The organism is Streptomyces sp. NPDC049687 (genome assembly GCF_044465285.1).
In the GTDB taxonomy this organism is placed as follows: Bacteria; Actinomycetota; Actinomycetes; order Streptomycetales; family Streptomycetaceae; genus Streptomyces.
Genome location: NZ_JBITLN010000034.1, coordinates 1 through 25,507 on the forward strand (window position 1 = coordinate 1; position 25,507 = coordinate 25,507).

The 25,507-nt window shown below is 72.3% G+C and carries 4 protein-coding genes; all 4 read right to left on the reverse strand.

All coding sequences use genetic code 11. The annotated features are described in order from the left end of the window. A partial coding sequence (locus ACIBVL_RS43065) for an SDR family NAD(P)-dependent oxidoreductase (RefSeq protein ID WP_399106728.1) occupies positions 1-5,360 on the reverse strand: 5,360 nt, incomplete at its 3' end. Position 5,361: 1 nt separating this feature from the next. Continuing rightward, on the reverse strand, positions 5,362-16,095 hold the full coding sequence (locus tag ACIBVL_RS43070) for an SDR family NAD(P)-dependent oxidoreductase (RefSeq protein WP_399106730.1): 10,734 nt from the start codon (positions 16,093-16,095) through the stop codon (positions 5,362-5,364). 54 nt (positions 16,096-16,149) lie between these two features. Then, a complete protein-coding gene (locus tag ACIBVL_RS43075) occupies positions 16,150-22,515 on the reverse strand; it encodes an SDR family NAD(P)-dependent oxidoreductase (RefSeq protein WP_399106732.1) in 6,366 nt (2,121 codons plus the stop codon). Positions 22,516-22,553: 38 nt separating this feature from the next. Beyond that, positions 22,554-25,507 (reverse strand): acyltransferase domain-containing protein (locus tag ACIBVL_RS43080; RefSeq protein ID WP_399106734.1); only part of this gene is annotated, 2,954 nt, incomplete at its 5' end.

Consider the following 25,507-nt stretch of genomic DNA (forward strand, 5'->3'; position numbering starts at 1 on the left):
ATCGCCAGCGCCTCACGCGGCGAAATCCCGAAGAACTCCGCATCGAAACCGCCCGCCTCGTGCAGGAAGCCCCCCTCACGGGCATACGTGGTGCCGCGATGCGCCGGATCCGGGTGATACACCCCCGCCAGATCCCAGCCCCGGTTCGTCGGGAACCCCGAAATCCCGTCCCCTCCACCGGCAACCAGCTGCCAGAGGTCGTCGGGAGAGGTCACGCCACCCGGATACCGGCAAGCCATGCCGACGATCACCACCGGATCCACCTCGGACGCGGTCCCGCCGACGGAAACAGTACCGGTCTCCGCCGCGGCCCCCGCCCCCAACTCCGTGCCGAGGAAACCCGCCAGTGCGGCCGGCGTCGGGTAGTCGAAGACGAGGGTGGCGGGCAGCCGCAGCCCGGTCAGGGTGTTGAGGCGGTTACGGAGTTCGACGGCGGTCAGCGAGTCGAAACCGAAGTCCTGGAAGGCCCGCTCGGGCACGATCGAGTCCGCCGAGCTGTGTCCCAGTACCTCGGCCACCTGCGCACGCACCAGATCGAGCAGCGCGGCCGCACGTTCCTTCTCGGCAAGACCGGCGAGTCGGCCGGCCAGAGGGTTGTCGACCGTGGTGCCCGTGGCGGCGTTACGGCGGGTTGCGGGCACCAGTCGGCGCAGCAGGGGTGGCACCATCGCCGGGTCCGCGGCCCGCAGCCCCCGCAGATCCAGCCGTACCGGAACAGCGACCGGAGCCTCCCCGGCCAGCGCCGCGTCGAACAGCGCCAGACCGTCGGTCTCGGTGAGCGGCAGGACACCACCGCGCGCCATACGAGCCTGGTCCGCCTGAGAGAGGCCGTCGGTCATCTCGCCCTCGGTCTGCCACAGACCCCAGGCCAGGGAGAGCGCCGGGAGGCCCTGGGCACGGCGCTGTTCCATCAGCGCGTCCAGATAGCGGTTGGCCGCCGCGTACGCACCCTGACCCGGAGCGCCGAAGACACCCGCCACCGAGGAGAACACCACGAACGCCGCCAGGTTGGCGGTCAGCTCGTGCAGATGCGTGGCCGCGTCCGCCTTCGCCCGCAGCACCCCCGACACGCGGGACGCGGTCAGACCCGACACCACACCGTCGTCCAGGACACCCGCCGCATGCACCACAGCCGTGATGTCATCCCGGCCCGCCAGCAGAGCAGCCACCGCCTCACGGTCCGCCACATCACACGCGACGAACTCCACCTCGGCACCCAAGTCGATGAGCACTGTGGCGAGGTCGGCGGCACCAGGTGCCTGCCCGCCCCGACGCGAGACCAGCAGCAGACGACGTACACCATGAGCACTCACCAGATGCCGGGCGAAGACACCGCCCAACGCACCGGTCGCACCCGTCAACAGCACCGTTCCGCCACCGAAACCGCCGAACTCGGCAGTCACACCGCCGGCACGGATCAAGCGCGGCGCCAGAACAACGCCCTCCCGCACCGCCACCTGCGGCTCCCCCGCCCGCACAGCCAGGGCCACAACGTCGTCCCCGTCCGCGTCCACCAGAACGATCCGGCCCGGATTCTCCGCCTGCGCCGAAGCCACCAGACCCCACACCGCAGCCATCACCGGATCAGCGACAACACCACCGGCCGACACCGCCTTGCACGTCACAACGGCCAGCGCACCCTCACCCGACAGGTGACTCCGCACGGTCTCCAACACCCACGCCGTGGCCTCATGCACCCCAAGCCCCACAGGCACCACCGCCACAGAGGCATCCACCTCCACGGCAGCACCCGACACGGCCGCCCACTCCACGGCGAACAACGCGTCCGCGACGGACGACGACGCGGCCCGCGAGAATTCCTCACGCTGCATCGGACGCAGGGCCAGCGACTCGACGACCACGACCGGTGTGCCCGCCTGATCCGTGGCCACGAGCCGGAACGCCCCCGAACCCACCGGCGTCAACCGCACCCGCAACACCGACGCACCCGACGCCAGCAAACCGACCCCGGACCAGGCGAACGGCAGCAACGGACCCTCGCCACCCTCCCCCACACCCGTCAGACCGATCGCATGCAACGCCGCGTCCAACAACGCCGGATGCACCCCGAAACGCCCAGCCTCGACAACCGCCTCCTCCGGCAACCCCACCTCGGCGAAGATCTCCTCCCCCAGCCGCCACGCCGACCGCAACCCACGGAACACCGGCCCATACTCCAGACCAGCACCCGCCAACCCCTCGTACAGCCCCTCCGTCACCACCTCACGCGCACCCACCACCGGCCACACCGACACATCCACACCGACCGACGGCACACCCTCCACCAACACACCACTCGCATGCCGCACCCACGGCTCGTCCTCGGACCAGAACCCTTCGGGTGTGTTCTGCTCGCCCCGACTGAAGACCTGGATCTGCCGGCGACCGTGGGCGTCCGCGCCGCCGACGAGGATCTGGAGCTGCACACCCCCTTCCTCCGCGTCGCGCAGGACCAGCGGAGCCTCCAGCGTGAGGTCTTCGAGCGTTCCGCAGCCCACGAAATCCCCGGCGCGCAGGGCGAGATCGACGAAGGCCGTACCGGGAAGCAGGACGGTGCCCGCGACCGCGTGATCCGCCAGCCACGGGTGCGTCGACAGTGACAGCCGCCCGGCCAGGAGCACGCCTTCACTGTCGGCAAGGGCAACCGCCGCGCCCAGCAGCGGATGATCCGCGAAGCCCAGGCCCGCGGCACCTATCCCGGTGGCGGGGCGGAGTCCCGTCTTGAGCCAGTACCGCTGGCGTTGGAAGGGGTAGGTGGGGAGCTCGACCTGCTGGCCGCCCCAAGTGGTGTAAAGCGGCTTCCAATTGATGTCCGTGCCGTGGACGTGGAGGTGGGCAAGGGCGGTGAAGAAGGTCTCTGTCTCGGGGTGGCCGGCGCGCAGGGACGGGGTGAAGACGTGACCCTCGGTGTCGTCCAGGATCTGCTGGGCGAGAGCCGTGAGGACCGCATCGGGGCCCAGCTCCAGCCAGCGGGTCACCCCGGCGGACTGCAGGGACGCGATGGCGTCGGTGAAGCGGACCGGACGGCGGACGTGCCGCACCCAGTACTCCGGATCCGTCACCTGGGGCGACAGACCTGCCAACCTCGGCTCACTGAAGGTGAGTTGGGAGACCACGGCACGGAAGTCGTCCAGCATCGGATCCATCAACGGCGAGTGGAACGCATGGCTGACCGTCAGCCGCTTCGTCCGGACCCCCGCCGCCTGCCAGTCCTGCTCCAACGCGGCGATCGTCTGGGCGTCGCCGGAGACCACCACCGACGACGGCCCGTTGATTGCCGCGATACCGACCCGATCGGTCACACCCTCCAGCGCGGCGACAGCCGCAGACTCATCGATTTGCACCGCGAGCATCGCGCCACCCTCAGGCAACGCCTGCATCAGCCGACCCCGCGCCTCGACGAGAGCACAGGCATCCTCGAGGGACAGGACCCCGGCGACATGAGCGGCGGCGATTTCGCCCACCGAGTGCCCGGACACCGCATGCGCACGAAGGCCCAGCCACTCCACCAACCGGAACAGACCCACCTCGACCGCGAACAACGCCACCTGGGCATACCGCGTCTGGTCCAACAGCACCGCATCCGAACCGAACACCACATCCCTCAGCGGGAGTTCAGTCAGCTCGGCCACCGCGTCGAACGCCTCGGCGAACACCGGGAACGCCTCGTACAGCTCGCGGCCCATCCCCAGCCGCTGCGAACCCTGCCCCGTGAACAGCACCGCCGTCCTACCACCGGCACGGGCAACCCCCCGCACCTCCGCATCACCCAGCAACACCGCCCGATGCTCGAACACCGCACGCCCGGCAGCCAGCGAAAACCCCACATCCACGGCATCCGTCGTCTGCTCACGAACCCGTTCAACAGCCGCGTCCAACGCGGCCGAGGACTTCGCCGAGACCACCCATGGCACCACACCAGGCGCCACGCCGGCGACCGAGGCCGACTCCACCTCACCTTGCTCCAACACCACGTGCGCGTTCGTGCCGCTGATCCCGAACGACGACACAGCAGCCCGCCGGGGCCGATCCAGCTCCGGCCACTCCCGCGCCTCCGCGAGCAGTTCCACCGCACCCGCGGACCAGTCCACGTGCGGCGACGGCTCATCCACATGCAAGGTGCGCGGAGCGACACCGTGCCGCATCGCCTCCACCATCTTGATCACACCCGCCACACCCGCAGCCGCCTGCGTATGACCGATGTTCGACTTCACCGACCCCAGCAGCAGCGGAAGTCCATCCGGCCGCCCCTGCCCATAAGTGGCCAGCAGCGCCTGCGCCTCGATCGGATCACCCAGACTCGTCCCCGTGCCATGCGCCTCCACCACATCCACATCCGCCGTGGACAGCCCGGCACTCGCCAGAGCCTGACGGATCACCCGCTGCTGCGAGGGCCCGTTCGGCACGGTCAGGCCGCTGCTCGCACCGTCCTGATTGACGGCGGTACCGCGCACCACGGCCAGTACCCGATGACCCAGCCGCTCCGCGTCCGACAGCCGCTCCACCAGCAGCATGCCCGCGCCCTCGGCCCAACCCGTACCGTTGGCCGAAGCCGCGAACGCCTTGCACCGGCCGTCCGGGGCAAGCCCCCGCTGCCGACTGAACTCGATGAACGTCCCCGGGGTCGACATGACCGTCACACCGCCGGCCAGGGCCATGTCGCACTCGCCGGACCGCAGGGCTTCCACCGCCCAGTGCAGGGCGACCAGCGAAGACGAGCACGCCGTGTCCACCGTGACCGCCGGGCCCTCCAGGCCGAACGCGTACGACACCCGGCCCGAGGCGACGCTGCCCGCGCTGCCGATGCCGAGTTGGCCTTCGAAGCCGACGGGGATGGCTTCGAGGCGGGAGGCGTAGTCGTGGTACATCATCCCGGCGAAGACGCCGGTACGGCTGCCGCGCAGCGAGGTCGGGTCGATGCCGGCCCGCTCGAACGCCTCCCAGGACACCTCCAGCAGCAGCCGCTGCTGCGGGTCCATGGTCAGGGCCTCGCGGGGCGAGATGCCGAAGAACTCGGCGTCGAACTCGTCGGCGTCGTGCAGGAAGCCGCCCTCGCGGGCGTAGCTGGTGCCCTGGTGGTCGGGGTCCGGGTCGTAGAGGCTGTCGAGGTCCCAGTCACGGTTGGCGGGGAAGCCGGTGATGCCGTCGCCCCCGTCGGCGACCAGGCGCCACAGGTCCTCGGGGGTGCGCACCCCGCCGGGGTAGCGGCAGGCCATGCCGACGATCGCGATCGGCTCGCTCAGCGCGGACTCGGTCCGGCGCAGCCGCTTGCGGGTCTCGTGCAGCTCGGAGGTGACCTTCTTGAGGTAGTCGAGCAGCTTCTGCTCGTTGGACACTTCCTTGGACTGGTCGTTGGACATGTCAGGCTCCGCCAAGTTCGTTGTCGATGAAGTCGAAGAGTTCGTCGGCGGTCGCCGATTCGAGTTTTCCGGTGACGGTGACGGCGTCGGATTCGGTGTCCCCATCGGAGTGCGAGCCGTCGCGCATGCCCCGGCCGGAGCCGGGGGCAGCGTCCGCGAGCCGCGTCACCAGGGCCCGCAGCCGGTCGGCGATCCGCTCGCGGGTCGCCTCGTCCGGTGTCTCCCGGTCGAGGACCGCCTCGATCCGCGCCAGATGTGCGAGGAGCGGGGTGCCGTCGGCCCCGGCGCGCAGGAGCTCGGCGCGCAGATGGGCGGCGAGGACTGCGGGCGTCGGGTAGTCGAAGACAAGGGTGGTGGGCAGGCGCAGTCCGGTCTCGGCGCCCAGCCGGTTGCGCAGTTCCACCGCGGCGAGCGAGTCGATGCCGAGTTCGGTGATGCCCCGGGCCGGGTCGATGGAGTCCGGTCCGGGGAAGCCGGAGACGGCCGCGATGTGCGTACGGACCAGGTCGGCCATGGCCTGCTCCTGCCGCTCCTCCGACAGTCCGGCCAGCCGGGCGAGCAGCCTGGCCGCCGCGTCCTCGGCCGGGCGGCCGGCGGCTTCGGCGGAGGTGCCGTTCGTGGCGGTACGGCGTGCCGGCGTCCGTACGAGTCCCCGCAGGAGCGTCGGCAGCGCCCCGGTGGCGGCCGCCGTGCGCAGCGCCTCCGGGGAGAGCCGGACCGGCAGCAGTGTGGCGGGCGGGGAGCCAGGGGTGTGCCCTGTGACCGTCTCGGTGTCCGTCCGGGTGACGGTGTCGAACAGCGCCAGGCCCTCCTCGACGGACAGCGGCTCCAGTACCCCGCGCGCCACCCGGGCGAGGTCGGCATCGCCCAGCTTCTCGGCCATGCCACCGCCCGCCGGGGCCCACATGCCCCAGGCGAGGGAGAGTCCGGGCAGACCTGCGGCCCTGCGGTGGGCGGCGAGCGCGTCGAGGAAGGAGTTGGCGGCCGCGTAGTTGCCCTGCCCCGGGCTGCCGAGGGCGCCCGCGACCGACGAGAACAACACGAACGCCGCGAGATCCTGGTCGGCGGTCAGTTCGTGCAGATGCCAGGCCGCATCGGACTTGGGGCGCAGTACGGTGTCAAGCCGTTCCGGCGTCAACGAGCTCAGGACGCCGTCGTCGAGGACACCGGCGGTGTGCACGACGGCCGTGACCCGCCGCCCGGCGAGCAGCGCGGTCAGCGCCTCGCGGTCGGCGACATCGCAGGCGGCGAACTCCACGCGCGCGCCCAGGCCGGTCAGTTCGGCGCGCAGAGTGGCCGCCCCAGGGGCCTCGCCACCCCGCCGTGACACCAGCAGAAGGTCCCGGACACCGCGCGCGCCCACCAGATGGCGGGCGAGGAGCGTGCCGAGCGCACCGGTCGCGCCGGTGACCAGAACGGTGCCGTCACCGAAGGCGGCCGGATCGCGGACCTCCTCGGCCGGTGTGCCGTCGGCCGGCATCCGAACCAGCCGGGGGACGTACGCCACGCCGTCGCGGAGCGCGAGCTGCGGCTCGGCGACTTCCTCGCGCAGCGCCGTCTCCACCGTCACGGAGAGGGCGGCCACGGAGGCGGCGCTCCCGTCCGTGTCGACGAGGACGATCCGGCCCGGGTTCTCCGACTGGGCCGACTTCACCAGCCCCCACACGGTCGCCGCCGCCAGGTCCCCGCCCGGGTTCGGCTGTTGTTCGGCGGCGCCCGGTCCGCCGTACGGGAACACGGCACCACGGGTCACGATCGCCAGCTTCCTGTCGTCGCGGCGGTCGGCGGCCAGGTACGCCCTGACGGCGTCGAGTGCCCGGCACGCGGCCCGCCGTACGCGCGACGGCACGTCCGGGTCACCGTCCGGCTCGTCGAAGGACAGCAGTACGACATCCCGCGCCGGACCGGCGGTCGGTCCGTCCGACAGCGCGAGAGGCTGCCAGCCGACGCGGAACAGGGACTCGGCGTCACCCGGCCCGGACTGCCGCCCGGCGGCACGCAGTTGCTCCCCCGAGACCGGCCGCAGCCGCAGTGCCTCGACGTCCGCGACGGGATGTCCGCTCTCGTCGGTGAAACGCAGCCGTACGGTGTCGTCGCCCACCGGCGAGATCCGCACCCGCAGACACGAGGCGCCGGTGGTGTGGAGGGTGACGCCGTTCCAGGAGAAGGGGAGCCGCACGGCGTCCTTCCCGTCCTCGACGTCCCCGAGCAGGTCGGTCAGGGCGATGGCGTGCAGCGCGGCGTCCGACAGGGCGGGGTGCAGGCCGAACCGTCGCGCCTCCCCGGCGCGTTCCTCCGGCAGCCGGACCTCGGCGACGACGTCGTCCCCGGCCCGCCAGGCAGCCGTGAGTCCCTGGAAGAGGGGGCCGTAGGCCAGTCCCGTCTCCGCCATACGGGGGTACAGGCCTGTGAGGTCGATCGGTTCGGCGCCTTCCGTGGCGGGACGGTCGTCCTCGGTGCCGGCCGGTTTCCCGGCCGGTGCCAGGGTCGCCGTCGCGTGCCGGATCCACGACGCCGGTTCCCGCGCGTCGGCCGCCTCGGTCGTCGGGCCCGGTTCGGTGTGCGAGCTGACCGCCAGTGAACGCCTGCCGTCCGTGTCCGCCGGACCGACCCACACCTGCACCCGGACCGCACCGCCGTCCGGAACCACCAGGGGCGCCTCGATCACCATCTCGTCCACCCGACCGCTCCCCACCGCGTCGGCGGCGTGAAAGGCCAGGTCCAGGAAGGCCGTTCCGGGCAGCAGGACGGTGTCCATCACCACGTGCTCGGCCAGCCAGGGGTGCGCCGCGAGCGAGAGACGACCGGTGAGCACGTACCCATCCGTGTCCGGGAGGGGCACGGCCGCGCCGAGAAGGGGGTGGCCCGCCGGTTCGAGACCTGCGGTGGTCACGTCGGCCGTAGGAACGGAGGGTGCGGTGAGCCAGTAACGGTGCTGTTCGAAGGGGTAGGTGGGCAGGTCGACCTGCTTGCCACCCCAAGTGGTGTACAGGGGCCCCCAGTTGACCTCAGCACCGTGGACGTGGAGGTGGGCAAGGGCGGTGAGGAAGGTTTCCGTCTCCGGGCGGCCTGCGCGCAGGGACGGGGTGAAGACGTGACCGTCGGTGTCGTCCAGGATCTGCTGGGCGAGGGCGGTGAGCACGGCGTCGGGGCCGAGCTCCAGCCAGTGGGTGACGCCGGAAGCGTGCAGGGCGGTGATCGCGTCGGTGAAGCGGACCGGGCGGCGGATGTGCTGCACCCAGTACTCCGGATCCGTCACCTCGGGCGACAGACCCGCCAACCTCGGTTCACTGAACGCGAGTTGAGCGACCACCGCGCGGAAGTCGGCCAGCATCGGATCCATCAACGGCGAGTGGAACGCGTGGCTGACGGTCAGCCGCTTGGTACGGACTCCGGCCGCCTGCCAGTTCCCCTCCAGCACGGCGATGGTGTCCTCGTCGCCGGAGACCACCACCGACGACGGCCCGTTCACGGCCGCGATACCGACCCGGTCCTCCAGGCCCTCCAGCGCGGAGACAGCGGCAGCCTCGTCGACCTGGACCGCGAGCATCGCGCCACCCTCGGGCAGCGCCTGCATCAGCCGACCCCGCGCCTCCACCAAACGGCACGCGTCCTCCAGCGACAGCACCCCCGCCACATGAGCCGCGGCGATCTCCCCCACCGAGTGCCCGGTCACGGCCGTGACACGGACGCCCAGCCACTCCACCAACCGGAACAGAGCCACCTCGACCGCGAACAACGCCACCTGGGCATACCGGGTCTGGTTCAACAGCTCCGTGTTTCCGAACACCACGTCCTTCAGCGGAAGTCCGGTCAGCTCGGCCACCACGTCGAACGCCTCGGCGAACACCGGGAACACCTCATACAGCTCCCGGCCCATCCCCAGCCGCTGCGAACCCTGCCCCGTGAACAGCACCGCCGTCCCACCACCGGCACGGGCAACCCCCCGCACCTCGGCATCACCCAGCAACACCGCCCGATGCTCGAACACCGCACGCCCGACAGCCAACGAGAACCCCACATCCACAGCGTCCGCCTCGCACGCCCGGAGTCGTCCGATCGCCGCGTCCAACGCAGCCGACGACTTCGCCGAAACCGCCCACGGCACCACGCCCGGCGCGACACCGGCGACCGAGGCCGACTCCACCTCGGCCTGTTCGAGCACCACATGCGCGTTCGTGCCGCTGATCCCGAACGAGGACACCGCGACCCGGCGAGGCCGATCCAGCTCCGGCCACTCCCGGGCCTCCGCGAGCAGTTCCACCGCACCCGCGGACCAGTCCACGTGCGGCGACGGCTCATCCACATGCAGGGTGCGCGGCGCGACACCGTGCCGCATCGCCTCCACCATCTTGATCACACCCGCCACACCCGCGGCGGCCTGCGTATGACCGATGTTCGACTTGATGGAGCCCAGCAGCAGCGGAAGTCCATCCGGCCGCCCCTGTCCATAAGTGGCCAGCAGCGCCTGCGCCTCGATCGGATCGCCCAGGCTCGTCCCCGTACCGTGCGCCTCGACCACATCCACGTCGGCGGTCGTAAGCCCGGCACCGGCCAGTGCGTCCCGGATCACCCGCTGCTGGGACGGGCCGTTCGGCGCGGTGAGCCCGTTGCTCGCGCCGTCCTGATTGACGGCCGAACCGCGCACCACCGCCAGCGGCCGGTGTCCCATCCGCCGGGCGTCCGACAGGCGTTCCACGACGAGCATGCCGACGCCCTCGGCCCAGCCGGTGCCGTCCGCGCCGGCTCCGAAGGCCTTGCAGCGGCCGTCCGGCGACAGCCCGCGCTGCCGGCTGAACTCGATGAAGGTGCCCGGGGTGGCCATCACGGTCACCCCGCCCACCAGGGCCATGTCGCACTCACCGGACCGCAGCGCCTGGCCTGCCAGGTGCAGGGCGACGAGCGAGGAGGAGCACGCGGTGTCGACCGTGACCGCCGGGCCCTCCAGACCGAACGCGTACGACACCCGGCCGGAGGCGATGCTGCCCGCCGTGCCGATGCCGACGTACCCTTCGAGGCCCTCCGGGATCTCGGTCAGGCCGGAGCCGTAGTCGTGGTACATCACGCCGGCGAAGACACCCGTACGGCTGCCCCGCACCGACACCGGGTCGATGCCGGCCCGCTCGAAGGCCTCCCACGACACCTCCAGCAGCAGCCGCTGCTGCGGGTCCATCGCCAGCGCCTCACGCGGGGTGATCTGGAAGAAGGCCGGGTCGAAGCGGTCGGCGTCGTGGAGGAAGCCGCCCTCGCGGGCGTAGCTGGTGCCGGCGTGTTCGGGGTCGGGGTGGTACAGGGCGTCGACGTCCCAGCCCCGGTTGACGGGGAAGCGGGAGATCGCGTCGGTGCCGTCGGCGACCAGGCGCCACAGGTCCTCGGGGGAACGCACGTCGCCCGGGTAGCGGCAGGCCATGCCGACGATGACCATCGGGTCGTCGTCCGTGCCCCGGCCGGCCGTGCGCAGGGCGCCCCGGGCGGCGGCGACGGCGGCCTCCTCGTCGGGGGATCCGAGGAGTTCGATCCGCAGGTGGGCGGCGAGCGCGTCGGGGGTCGGGTAGTCGAAGACGAGGGTGGCCGGCAGGCGCGCGCCGGAGGCGGTGCTCAGGCTGTTGCGCAGTTCGACGGCGGTGAGCGAGTCGAGGCCGAGCGCGGTGAAGGTCTGGCGGTCTTCGATGACCGAGGAGTCGGCGTAGCCGAGGACGAGGGCCACCTGTGTGCGGACGAAGTCCAGGAGCGCCCTGTCCTGTTCGGCGGTCGGCAGGGCGGCGAGCCGGGCCGCGAAGGATCCGGGCTCGGCGGCCGCGGCGGCACCGGGCCGCCGGTTGCCGGGCCGACGGCGGACCAGACCGCCCAGGAGCGGCGGGAGGGCGCCGCGCACGGCGAGGTCACCGAGCGCCTTCGCGTCGAACCGGGCGGGCACGAGCAGGTGCTCGCCCGTCCGGTGGGCAGCGTCGAAGAGGGCGAGGCCGTCGTCCTCGGTGAGCGGGATCATTCCGCCGCGCGCCATACGGGCGAGATCCTCGGCACCGAGGTGGCCGGTGATGCCTCCCTCGGCCCACAGTCCCCAGGCGAGGGACGTGGCGGGCAGGCCCAGGTCACGGCGGTGGGCGGCGAGCGCGTCGAGGAAGGCGTTGGCGGCGGCGTAGTTGCCCTGGCCCGGGTTGCCGATGACGCCGGAGACCGACGAGAACAGCACGAACGCGTCCAGGTCCGTGCCGGCGGTCAGTTCGTGCAGGTGCCAGGCTGCCTTCGCCTTGGCATCGAGTACCGTCGCGAGCCGGTCCGGAGTCAGGTCGGTGATCACGGCGTCGGCCAGGACGCCCGACAGGTGAACCACCGCGCGCAGCGGGCGTGTCGCGGAGATCGTGGCGAGCACGGCGGCGAGCGCGTCACGGTCGGCGACGTCACAGGCCTCGACCCTGACCGTGGCGCCCAACTCGCCCAGGCTGTCCACGAGTTCCCCGGCTCCGGGCGCGTCCGGGCCACGGCGGCCGACGAGCAGCAGGTGGCGTATCCCGTACGTGGTCACCAGATGGCGGGCTAGAGCTGCGCCGAGCGCTCCGGTGCCGCCGGTGAGCAGCACGGTGCCGTTCCCGCCGACGGCGTCCAGGCCGGCGTACGGCTCCTCGGAGACGGCCGCTCGTGTCAGCCGGGGCGCGTGCGGCGTGCCGTCGCGCAGGGCCATTTGGGGCTCGCCGGTGGCGAGGAGAGCGGCGAGGAGAGCGGGGGGCAGGACGGTCTCGGCGGACGACGGCTCCGAGTCCCCCTCCGTGCCCGGGTCCACCAGCACGAAGCGCCCGGGGTTCTCCGCCTGGGCGGACCGCACCAGGCCCCAGGCGGCCGCCGCCACCGGGTCCGGTCCGGTCGCCGCGCCCCGCCCGGCGAGGACGAGGGGGGTACGCAGGACGGTGTCGTCCGCCAGCCAGGCCTGGAGCAGTTCCAGCACGTCGGCAACCGCCGGGGTGAGACCGGACAGCGGCTCGGCGCCTCCCGCGAGGGCGACGACGACCGCGGACGCCTCCGGAAGGTCACCCTTGCGGATCTCTTCGGTCAGTGCGCGTACGTCGGCGCGGTAGCGGACCGGGCGGCCGGACGGCGTCCGCGTCCCGGGCAGTGCGATCTCCCGCCAGTCGAGACGGAACAGCGCGTCGCGGACGCCGGCCGAGGCGATTCCCGCCCCCTCGGCCGCCATGGACCGCAGGCTCAGCGACCGCACGGACAGCACCGGGACACCCGTGTCGTCGGTCACCAGGAGCGAGACCGTGTCCGGGCCGACCGGGCTCACCCGCGCCCAGACACTGCCGCCCGCACCGGCCCCCACGGCGTGCAGGTCGACCCCGGCCCAGGAGAACGGCAGCCTCGGTACGGGACCGGTCTCGCCGGACTCCCCGTATCCGAGGAGCCCCCCGGCGCCTATGGAGTGCAGTACGGCGTCGAGCAGCGCCGGATGCATCCCGAACGCCCCGGCGTCACCGCGTGTCTCGTCGGGGAGGCGCACTTCGGCGACCACCTCGTCGCCACTGCGCCACACCGTCCGAAGCCCTTGGAACACGGGCCCGTACCGCAGTCCCAGTTCCGCCATCCGCGGATACAGGTCCCCCAGCGCCACCTCCTCTCCGTCCACCGGCGGACCGGCGACCTCGGCGGCAGCCGGCCGGCTGCCGGTGCCGGCGGCCGCGAGGGCGCCGGCGGCGTGCCGGGTCCAGTCGTCGGCGTCCGCGCCTGCGGACTCCTCCGGGCGGGAGTGGATCGTCAACGTCCGTACGCCGGACTGGTCCGGGGCGCCGACCGCGAGCTGCAGCTGCACGGCGCCCGTCTCGGGGAGCACCAGCGGTGCCTCGAGCGTCAGTTCGTCGATCGCCGCACAGCCCACCGCGTCTCCGGCACGGATCGCCAGTTCGACGAACGCCGTGCCCGGCAGCAGGACGCGGCCCATCACGGCGTGGTCCGCCAGCCACGGGTGCGTGGCCAGCGACAGCCGCCCCGTCAGCAGATACCCCTCACTGTCCGCCAGCGCCACCGCCGCACCGAGCAGCGGGTGATCAGCGCTGCCGAGACCGGCGGAGGCGACGTCGGCGGAGTCAGTGGCTGTGGCGTCGAGCCAGTACCGCCGGCGCTGGAAGGGGTAGGTGGGGAGGTCGATCCGACTACCGCCCCAAGTGGTGTAGATGTTCGTCCAGTTGATGTCCGTGCCGTGGACGTGAAGCGCCGCCAGGGCGGTGAGGAAGGTTTCCGTCTCCGGGCGGCCTGCACGCAGGGACGGGGTGAAGACGTGACCGTCGGTGTCGTCCAGGATCTGCTGGGCGAGGGCGGTGAGCACGGCGTCGGGGCCGAGCTCCAGCCAGCGGGTGACGCCTTCGTCGTTGAGGGCGGTGATCGCGTCGGTGAAGCGGACCGGGCGGCGGATGTGCTGGACCCAGTACTCCGGGTCCGTCACCTCGGGCGACAGACCTGCCAACTTCGGCTCGTTGAAGACGAGTTGAGTGACGACGGCACGGAAGTCGTCCAGCATCGGATCCATCAACGGCGAGTGGAAGGCATGGCTGACGGTCAGCCGCTTGGTACGGATCCCTGCCTTCTGCCAGTCCTGCTCCAGCGCGGTGATCGTCTTCTCGTCGCCGGAGACCACCACCGACGACGGCCCGTTGACCGCCGCGATACCGACCCGGTCCTCCAGGCCTTCCAGCGCGGAGACAGCCGCAGCCTCGTCGATCTGCACCGCGAGCATCGCGCCACCCTCAGGCAACGCCTGCATCAGCCGACCCCGCGCCTCCACCAAACGGCACGCGTCCTCCAGCGACAGCACCCCTGCCACATGAGCCGCGGCGATCTCCCCCACCGAGTGCCCAGACACCGCATGCGCACGGACACCCAGCCACTCCACCAACCGGAACAGACCCACCTCCACCGCGAACAACGCCACCTGCGCATACCGCGTCCGGTTCAACAGCACCGCATCCGAACCGAACACCACATCCCTCAGCGGAAGTCCGGTCAGCTCGGCCACCGCGTCGAACGCCTCGGCGAACACCGGGAACGCCTCGTACAGCTCCCGCCCCATCCCCAGCCGCTGCGAACCCTGCCCCGTGAACAGCACCGCCGTCCGACCACCGGCACGGGCAACCCCCCGCACCTCCACATCACCCAACAGCACCGCCCGATGCTCGAACACCGCACGCCCGGCAGCCAGCGAGAAGCCCACATCCACGGCGTCCGCCTTGTGCGCCCGGAGTCGTCCGACGGCCGCGTCCAACGCGGCCGAGGACTTCGCCGAAACCACCCACGGCACCACGCCAGGCGTCTCACCGGCGACCGAGACCGGCTCCGCTTCGGCCTGCTCCAGCACCACGTGCGCGTTGGTGCCGCTGATGCCGAACGACGACACTCCGGCCCGCCTCGGCCGGTCGGCCTCGGGCCACTCCCGCGCCTCGGTCAGCAGTTCCACCGCACCCGCCGACCAGTCCACGTGCGGCGACGGCTCATCCACATGCAACGTGCGCGGAGCGACACCCCGCCGCATCGCCTCCACCATCTTGATCACACCACCGACACCCGCAGCCGCCTGCGCATGCCCGATGTTCGACTTCATGGACCCCAGCAGCAGCGGACGGTCCTCGTCCCGCCCCTGCCCGTACGTGGCCAGCAGCGCCTGCGCCTCGATCGGGTCACCCAGGCGCGTACCGGTCCCGTGCGCCTCGACGACGTCCACGTCGGCCGAGGACAGCCCGGCGTCGTCCAGCGCCGCCCGGATCACCCGCTGCTGGGACGGGCCGTTGGGCGCGGTCAGCCCGTTGCTCGCGCCGTCCTGGTTGACGGCCGACCCCCGCATCACCGCGAGCACCCGGTGCCCCAGTCGCCGGGCGTCGGACAGCCGCTCGACGAGCAGCATCCCCACTCCTTCGGACCAGTTGGTGCCGTCGGCCGAGGCGGCGAAGGCCTTGCAGCGGCCGTCCGCCGCGAGGCCGCGCTGCCGGGTGAACTCGATGAACGCGGCGGGCGACGACATCACCGTCACCCCGCCCGCGAGCGCCATCTCGCACTCGCCCTTGCGCAGGGCCTGAGCGGCCAGGTGCAGGGCGACGAGCGAAGAGGAGCACGCGGTGTCGATGGTGACCGCCGGGCCCTCCAGGCCGAAGACGTACGCGACACGCCCCGAGGCGATGCTGCCCGCGCTGCCGTTGCCGAGGAGACCGGTCAGTTCGTCGGGGATGTCGCGTACGCGGGAGGCGTAGTCGTGGTGGATGAGGCCGGCGAAGACGCCCGTTCGGCTGCCCCGCATGGATGCGGGGTCGATGCCGGCGTGCTCGAACGCCTCCCAGGAGGTTTCGAGGAGGAGCCGCTGCTGGGGGTCCATCGCCAGCGCCTCACGCGGGGAGATCCCGAAGAAGAGGGGGTCGAACTCGTCGGCGTCGTAGAGGAATCCGCCCTCGCGGAGCCGCGAGGTGCCGGGGCGGGCGGGGTCCTCGTCACCGTCGCTCGCGCCGGCTCCGAAGATCTCGTCGAGGTTCCAGCCCCGCTGCCGGGTCGGGAACTCCGCGATCGCGTCCCGTTCATCGGCGACGAGCTGCCACAGCTCTTCGGGGCTGCTCACCCCGCCGGGGAAGCGGCAGCTCATGCCTACGACGGCGATCGGCTCGTGCAGGCTGTCCTCGACCTCCTTCAGGCGGCGTCGTGCGTCGCGCGCGTCGGCGACGGCCCGCTTCAGGTAGTCGCGGAGTTTGTCCTCGTGCTGCGCCATGGTCTCTTTTCAGCTCCTCAGGACGGCGTGGATGACGGGTGCGGTGCAGCCTGATCAGCCCACGCCGAACTGACTGTCGATCAGGTCGAAGAGTTCGTCGTCGGAGGCGGAGTCCAGGTCGGCGTCGTCGGCCGTGGCTTCCGTGCTCCCGGTGCCTTCTGCCGCGGCCCACCTGACCGTCAGCTCCTTCAGGCGCCGCAGGATCGCGTCCCGTTCGGGCGCGTCGGCCGCCAGCTCGGCGACCGCGGCCGTCAGGGCTCCGTCCAGCCTCTCGATGTCGGCGAGCAGGGTGTTGGCCGCGGAGGGCAGTTTCTTGAACACCTGCTCCCCGAGGTGTGCCACGAGTGTCTGCGGGGTCGGGTAGTCGAAGATCAGCGTGGCAGGGAGGCGCACGCCGACCGCCTCCTGGAGGCCGTTGCGCAGCTCGACCGCGGTCAGGGAGTCGAAGCCCAGCTCGCTGAACGCCCGTTCGGGGTCGATCGCCTCGCCCTGCTGGCCGAGGACCCCGCCGACCCTGGCCAGCACCGCCTCCGTGAGGGCGGCGGGGCGTTCGACGGCGGGCAGTGCGGCGAGCCGGTCGAGGAGGCCGTTCACGTCCGCCCCGGCGCCGGCCACGGACCGGCGCACGGACGGGCGGGCCAGGACGCGCAGGATGGCCGGGGCCCGCTCGGGGGTGCCGAGCCCGGCCGGGTCGACCCGTACGGGAGCGGTCTGCGGGTCGAGGGCACCCAGCGCCGTGTCCAGCAGCCGCAGTGCCTCGTCCACCTCCAGCGGCACCAGTCCGCCCCGCGCCATCCGGGACAGGTCCGCGGCGCCGAGGTGCCCGGTGATCGCCGAGTCGACGGCCCACAGGCCCCAGTCCAGGGCCAGGGCCGGCAGTCCGCGCCGGCGGCGGTGGGAGGCGAGGCCGTCGAGGAAGGTGTTGGCGGCGGCGTACGAGGCCTGGCCGGGGCCGCCGAGGACGCCGGCCACCGAGGAGAACAGGACGAAGGCGGCGAGGTCCATGTCCTCGGTCAGCTCGTGCAGGTGCCAGGCGCCGTCGACCTTGGCGCGCAGTACCGAGGTGACCCGGGCGGGGGTCAGCGAGCCGAGCATGCCGTCGTCCGAGGTGCCGGCGGCGTGCACGACCGCGGTCAGCCGGCGGCCCCCCAGCAGTCGGGCGAGCGCGTCGCGGTCGGCGACGTCGCAGGCGGCGAACTCGGCCCGGGCGCCCGCCTCGGCCAGTTCCGCGACGAGTTCCCGCGCACCCGGCGCCTCGGCTCCCCGCCGTGAGACGAGCAGCAGGTCGCGGACGCCGTGCCCGTGCACCAGGTGCCGGGCGACGACCGCACCGAGCACGCCGCTCGCGCCGGTCACCAGGACCGGCCCGGTGCCGAACCCGGCGGGCTTGGGCACCGACAGCACCACCTTGCCGACGTGCCGCGCCTGGGAGACGTACCGCAGCGCCTCGGGCGCCTGCCGCACATCCCAGCCGCGCACCGGCAGCGGCCGCAGCACGCCCCGCGCGAACAGCTCCAGCAGCGCGTCGAACATCTCCGCGATGCGGTCGGGGCCGGCCTCCATCAGGTCGAACGCCCGGTACGACACGCCGGGATGCGCCGCCGCGACCTCGTCGGCGTCCCGGACGTCGGTCTTGCCCATCTCCACGAACCGGCCGCCGCGCGGCAGCAGTCGCAGCGAGGCGTCGACGAACTCCCGTGCCAGGGAGTCGAGTACGACGTCCATGCCGGCCCCGCCGGTCGCCGCGAGGAAGTCGGCCTCGAAGTCCAGGGTCCGCGAGTTCGCCAGACGGTCCTCGCCGACCCCGCCCTCCCGTACGGTGTCCCACTTGCCGGGCGAGGCGGTGGCGAACACCTCCGCGCCGAGGTGCCGGGCCAGTTGTACGGCGGCCATGCCGACGCCGCCGGCCGCAGTGTGCACCAGGATCCGCTCGCCGGCCCGCAGACCGGCCAGGTCCACCAGGGCGTAGTAGGCCGTCAGGAACACCATCGACACCGAGGCGCCCTGTTCGAAGGACCAGTCGTCCGGCAGCTTCGCCAGCAGCCGGGCGTCGGTGACGGTCACCGGGCCGAAGCCACCCTCCACGACGCCCATCACCCGGTCCCCCACGGCGAACCGCCGCACGCCGGGTCCCGTCTCCAGGACCACACCGGCGGCCTCGCCGCCCATCACGACCCGGCCGGGGTACATGCCGAGCGTGTAGACGACGTCGCGGAAGTTCACGCCGGCCGCGCGGATCCCGATCCGCACCTGGCCGTCCTCCAGTGGCCGTGCCGCCTCTGGAGCGGGTACCAGGGCGAGCCCGTCGAGCGAGCCGGGACGTACCGCCTCCAACCGCCACGGCGTGCCGGGCGGCGGCACCAGCGTGCCGCCGGTCGCGGAGCGCACGAGGCGGGGGACGAACACCTGGCCGCCCCGGAGGGCGAACTGGTCCTCTCCCGGGGCGAGCCGGGCGAGCAGTTCCGCGTCGTCCTCGTCACCGAGCCCGGTCGCGCCGTCCTCGACGTCCAGGTCGACCAGCACGACACGGCCCGGGTTCTCCGACTGCGCCGAGCGCACCAGGCCCCACACGGCGCTCGCGGCCAGGTCGGCCGCCGCGTCCTCCGCCCCGGCGGCCACCCCACCGCGCGTCACGACGACCAGCCGACCGGCGGAGGCCTCCACGTCGTCAGGGTCGTCAGCGAGGTGGTCCTGCAGCAGGGCGAGAGCCCGCAGCACGGTCTCGTGAACCCCTCGTACGGTGTCCACACCGCCGGACTCCGTCCCGGGCCGGCCGGTGAGGCGTACGACGACCGGGGACGGCGTCCCGGTGTCGGAGGCGTTCTCCGGGCGGGTGACCGGCACCCAGTCCACCCGGTACAGGGAGTCGTCGTGGGGCGTCGCGGCGCTCTCCACCTGCTCCGCCGAGACGGGCCGCAGGGCGAGGGATCCGATGCGCGCGACCGGCGCCCCCGTCTCGTCGGCCAGTTCCATCGTGACCGCGCCGGTCCCGGCCGGCGCGACCCGCACCCGCACCGCACGCGCACCCGTCGCGAACAGCCGTACGTCCGACCACGAGAACGGCAGCAGAGCACGCACCGGCTCGCTCCCGAAGCCCTTCAGCCCGATGGCGTGCTGGGCGGCGTCCAGTACCGCCGGGTGCAGACCGAACCGGTCGGCCTCCTCGGCCGCCTCCTCCGGCAGCCGCACCTCGGCGCACACCGCGTCGCCGTGCCGCCAGGCTCCGACCAGTCCCCGGAACACCGGACCGTATCCCAGCCCGGCACCGGACATGTCCTCGTACAGCGCCGAGGTGTCGATCGGCTCGGCCCCGCTCGGCGGCCAGACCGCGGCCCCGGACGCGTCGTCCGACGCCGCGTCGAGCGGCGCGGGGGCGAGGGTGCCGGTGGCGTGCCGGGTCCAGTCGTCGGCGTCCGCGCCTGCGGACTCCTCCGGGCGGGAGTGGATCGTCAACGTCCGTACGCCGGACTGGTCCGGGGCGCCGACCGCGAGCTGCAGCTGCACGGCGCCCGTCTCGGGGAGCACCAGCGGTGCCTCGAGCGTCAGTTCGTCGATCGCCGCACAGCCCACCGCGTCTCCGGCACGGATCGCCAGTTCGACGAACGCCGTGCCCGGCAGCAGGACGCGGCCCATCACGGCGTGGTCCGCCAGCCACGGGTGCGTGGCCAGCGACAGCCGCCCCGTCAGCAGATACCCCTCACTGTCCGCCAGCGCCACCGCCGCACCGAGCAGCGGGTGATCAGCGCTGCCGAGACCGGCGGAGGCGACATCAGCCGTGCTGCCGGTCGCCGGTTCCAGCCAGAGGGTCTGGTGTTGGAAGGGGTAGCGGGGGAGGTCGGTGAGTTTGCCGCCCCAAGTGGTGTAGAGGTTCGTCCAGTTGATGTCGGTGCCGTGGACGTGAAGCGCCGCCAGAGCGGTGAGGAAGGTCTCCGTCTCCGGGCGGCCTGCGCGCAGGGACGGGGTGAAGACGTGACCCTCGGTGTCGTCCAGGATCTGCTGGGCGAGGGCGGTGAGCACGGCGTCGGGGCCCAGCTCCAGCCAGCGGGTGACGCCTTCGTCATTGAGGGCGGTGATCGCGTCGGCGAAACGGACCGGACGGCGGACGTGCTGCACCCAGTACTCCGGATCCGTCACCTCGGGCGACAGACCTGCCAACTTCGGCTCATTGAAGACGAGTTGAGTGACGACGGCACGGAAGTCGTCCAGCATCGGGTCCATCAACGGCGAGTGGAAGGCATGGCTGACGGTCAGCCGCTTGGTACGGACCGCTGCCTTCTGCCAGTTCCCCTCAAGCACGGCGATGGTGTCCTCGTCGCCGGAGACCACCACCGACGACGGCCCGTTCACGGCCGCGATACCGACCCGGTCCTCCAGCCCCTCCAACGCGGAGACCGCCGCAGCCTCGTCGATCTGCACCGCGAGCATCGCGCCACCCTCAGGCAGCGCCTGCATCAGCCGGCCCCGCGCCTCCACGAGAGCACACGCATCCTCGAGGGAGAGCACTCCGGCCACGTGCGCTGCGGCAATCTCCCCCACCGAGTGCCCAGACACCGCATGCGCACGGACACCCAGCCACTCCACCAACCGGAACAGACCCACCTCCACCGCGAACAACGCCACCTGCGCATACCGCGTCCGGTTCAACAGCTCCGTGTTTCCGAACACCACGTCCTTCAGCGGAAGTCCGGTCAGATCGGCCACCACGTCGAAGACCTCGGCGAACACCGGGAACGCCTCGTACAGCTCGCGGCCCATCCCCAGCCGCTGCGAACCCTGCCCCGTGAACAGCACCGCCGTCCTACCACCGGCACGGGCAACCCCCCGCACCTCCGCATCACCCAACAACACCGCCCGATGCTCGAACACCGCACGCCCGGCAGCCAACGAGAAGCCCACATCCACGGCATCCGCCTTGTGCGCCCGGAGCCGTCCGACGGCCGCGTCCAACGCGGCCGAGGACTTCGCCGAAACCACCCACGGCACCACACCCGGGGCCGGAAGCACCCCGGCCGCCGTCTCGGTGGTCGGCTCGTCCTGCGGAGCCTGCTCGAGGATGATGTGGGAGTTCGTGCCACTCATGCCGAAGGAGGAGATGGCCGCGCGCCTCGGGCGGTCGAGATCGGGCCAGGTCCGTGCCTCGGTCAGCAGTTCCACCGCACCCGCGGACCAGTCCACGTGGGGCGAGGGTTCGTCGATGTGCAGGGTGCGCGGCAGTACGCCGTGCCGCATCGCCTCGACCATCTTGATGATGCCGCCGACTCCGGCGGCGGCCTGCGCGTGCCCGATGTTCGACTTCATGGACCCGAGCCACAGCGGGCGTCCTTCCGCCCGCCCCTGCCCGTACGTGGCCAGCAGGGCCTGCGCCTCGATCGGATCTCCGAGTGTCGTCCCCGTGCCGTGGCCCTCGACCGCGTCCACGTCGGCCGCGGTGAGGCCGGCGGCGGCCAGTGCGTCCCGGATGACGCGCTGCTGGGAGGGGCCGTTGGGGGCGGTCAGTCCGTTGCTGGCGCCGTCCTGGTTGACGGCCGTACCGCGCACGACGGCCAGGACCCGGTGCCCCAGCCGCTCGGCGTCGGAAAGCCGCTCCACCAGGAGCATGCCGGCGCCCTCGGCCCAGCCGGTGCCGTCGGCGCCGGCCGCGAAGGCCTTGCAGCGGCCGTCCGGCGAGAGGCCGCGCTGGCCGGCGAACTCGACGAAGGAGGCGGGGGTCGTCATCACGGTCACGCCGCCCGCGAGGGCCATGTCGCATTCGCCGTTGCGCAGGGCCTGAGCGGCCAGGTGCAGGGCGACCAGGGAGGAGGAGCAGGCGGTGTCGACGGTGACCGCCGGGCCTTCCAGGCCGAAGGCGTAGGAGATACGGCCCGCGATGACGCTCGCGGCGACGCCGGTGATGGCGTAGCCCTGAACGTCCTCGGGGATGGTGGCCATGATGTTGGAGTAGTCCTGGCCGCTGGTGCCGGTGAAGACTCCGACCCGGCCTTCGCGGACGGAGTCCGGCGAGATGCCCGCGTGCTCGAAAGCCTCCCAGGTGGTTTCCAGGAGCAGCCGCTGCTGCGGGTCCATCGCCAGCGCCTCACGCCGCGATATCTCGAAGAAACCGGGGTCGAAATCGCCTGCTTCGTAGAGGAATCCGCCGCTGCGGGTGTAGGTGGTTCCCGGGTGTTCGGGGTCCGGGTGGTAAATGCCGTCGATGTCCCAGCCCCGGTTGTCGGGGAAGTCGCCGACCGCGTCCCGGCCTTCGGCGACCAGGTCCCAGAGGTCCTCGGGCGAGCGGACGCCGCCCGGATAGCGGCAGGCCATGCCGACGATCGCGATCGGCTCGCGGCCGCTGTCCTCCACCTCCTGCAGACGCCGACGCGCCTTGCGGAGTTCGGTGCTGACCCACTTCAGGTTTTCGAGGAGCTTTTCTTCGTTCGCCATGGTTCGTGTCACCCCTGTTCTTCTCTCGGTGGGCCCGGTCAGGACTTGCCGAATTCCTTTTCGATGAGGTCGAGCATTTCGTCGGCGGAGGCGCCGTCGAACTCGTCCTCGTCGCTGTCGTCGTGGTGGGCGGCGTGGCCGCCGAATGCGAGGGCGCGGGTCTCGCCGACCTGGGTGAGGAGCGCGCCGAGGTCGCCGGCGATGCGGTCGAGTTCGGCCGTCCCAGGCGGCAGGGCGGTCAAGGTCGCCTTCAGGCGCTCCAGCTGGGTGAGTACGTCCTCGCCGGTGCCCGGCTCGTTCCGCAGCAGCTCGGCGAGCAGGTACCTCGCCACGGAGGCAGGCGCCGGGTGGTCGAAGACCAGGGTCGCCGGGAGGGTCAGGCCGGTGGCCCGGGCAAGCCGGTTGCGCAGTTCGACCGCCATCATCGAGTCCAGGCCGAGCTGCCGGAACTGCTGGCCGGGCGGTACGGCGTCGATGTCGCCGTGGCTGAGGACCGCGGCGGCCGCCTCACGCACCAGGTCCAGCAGGAGCTGTTCCCGTCCGGCGCGGTCGACTGCGCGCAGCCGGTCCCGCAGGGCTCCTGCCGCCGCGTGTTCCTCGTGGTCGGGTCCGTGGTCGGCGGGGGCGGCGGGTGCCGTGTCCATCGCCTGCCGGGCCTCGGGGAGGCGGTGGAGCAGCGGAGCGGTCCGGGTGGCCGTGAAGGCCGGTGCGAAGCGGGACCAGTCGATGTCCGCGAGTACCGTCGTCGTGGTCTCACCGCCGGCCGCACGGCCGGCCACCGCCTGCCGGAACGCCGTGACCGCCAGGTCCGCGGAGAGCGGCAGCAGCCCGCGGTCGTACAGGTGCTCCCAGGTGAGCCCCTCCGGAGGGTTGCCCTCCCAGACACCCCAGCCCAGGCAGGTCGAGGCCAGTCCCGCAGCGCGGCGGAGCGCGGCCAGCGCCTCCAGCGCGGCGTCATCACCGGCCGTGGCCGCGTCGCCGCCGAGCCCCCACAGGCCGGCCGCCGAGGTGAACAGGACGAAGGCGTCGAGCGGGTGCGCGGCGGTCAGTTCATGGAGGCTGAGGGCGCCGGTGACGCGGTCTCCGGTCGCCTGGGCATGGATCACCGCGGTCAGCGGGCGATCCTGCGGTACGGCCCGCAGGACCTCGGCCAGCGCCGTACGGTCCGCCGGGTCGCACACCGCCACGGAGGCCGAGTGGCCGGCGTCGCGCAGTTCGCCGACCAGGTCGGCGACGGCGGTGCGGGCGACCGGGTCCAACAGGACCAGGTGGCCCGCGCCCTCCTCGGCGAGGCTCCGCACCAGGTGCCGTTCGGGCTCGCCGTCGCCCATGGTCACCAGCACGGTCCCGGACGGCCGGTACGCCGGGACGGCGTCCTGCCGGGCGAGGGGCGCGCGGACGACACGCCGGGCGTGGAGCCCGGAGGAGCGGAGGGCGAGCTGGTCCTCGACGGGGGCGGCGGCCGACATCAGGGCGCACAGGCGGCGCCAGACGCGGCCGTCCTCCTCGGCGGGGTTCGCCTGGGCGGGCAGGTCGACCAGGCCGCCCCACAGCTCCCGGTGCTCCCGGGCCGCGGTCCGGCCGTAGCCCCACAGTCGTGCCTGGCGCAGGCTCTCGATCCGGTCGGAGGGCGACACCGCGACGGCCCCTCGGGTGAGGGTCCACAGCGGGACGGTCGCGCCTGTGGCGGAGAGGGTCTCCAGGAGGAGGGCGGTGGCGGTGTGGGGCTCGTCCTGGTCGTCCAGTGCGAGGAAGGAGACCACGCCGGAGAGGCCTGCCGCGTCCGAGGAGGCGGCCGCGATCGCCGCGGGCAGCTCCTCGTAGGTTCCGGTCACCCGTACGTGGACGACCTCCGCGCCGAGTGCGGCCATCGTCCGACCGAGCCCGGCGGTCCGCTCGTCGGCACCGATCAGCAGCCAAGAGCCGCTGAGCGAGGCCGTCCCCGGCTCGGGTGTCGTCTCCCACTCCGTGCGGTACGACCAGCTGTCCATGCGCGTTTGGGCCTTACGGCTCCTGCGCCACTCGGCGAGCGCGGGCAGCACCACGTCGAGCGAGGAACGCCCCGCCTCCGCGTCGACCGCGAGCGTGCTGTACAGCGCGTCCGCGTCACCGCTCTCCACCGCCGCCCAGAAGCCGGCTTCCGCCGGATCCCCGTCGGGGTGAGCCCCCTGGGGCGCGATGGTGGCGGGGTCGGGGGACAGCCAGTACCAGTCTCGTTGGAAGGGGTAGGTGGGGAGGCCGATCCGGCGACCGCCCCAAGTGGAGCAGAGCCGCGTCCAGTTGATGTCCGTGCCGTGGACGTGAAGCGCCGCCAGGGCGGTGAGGAAGGTCTCCGTCTCCGGGCGGCCTGCACGCAGGGACGGGGTGAAGACGTGACCGTCGGTGTCGTCCAGGATCTGCTGGGCGAGGGCGGTGAGCACGGCGTCGGGGCCCAGCTCCAGCCAGCGGGTGACGCCTTCGTCGTTGAGGGCGGTGATCGCGTCGGTGAAGCGGACCGTGCGGCGGATGTGCTGGACCCAGTACTCCGGGTCCGTCACCTCGGGCGACAGACCTGCCAACCTCGGCTCGTTGAAGACGAGTTGAGTGACGACGGCACGGAAGTCGTCCAGCATCGGGTCCATCAACGGCGAGTGGAAGGCATGGCTGACGGTCAGCCGCTTGGTACGGACCCCTGCCTTCTGCCAGTCCTGCTCCAGCGCAGCGATCGTCTTCTCGTCGCCGGAGACCACCACCGACGACGGCCCGTTGACCGCCGCGATACCGACCCGGTCCTCCAGGCCTTCCAGCGCGGAGACAGCCGCAGCCTCGTCGATCTGCACCGCGAGCATCGCGCCACCCTCGGGCAGCGCCTGCATCAGCCGACCCCGCGCCTCCACCAAACGGCACGCGTCCTCCATCGACAGCACCCCCGCCACATGAGCCGCGGCGATCTCCCCCACCGAGTGCCCAGACACCGCATGCGCACGAAGGCCCAGCCACTCCACCAACCGGA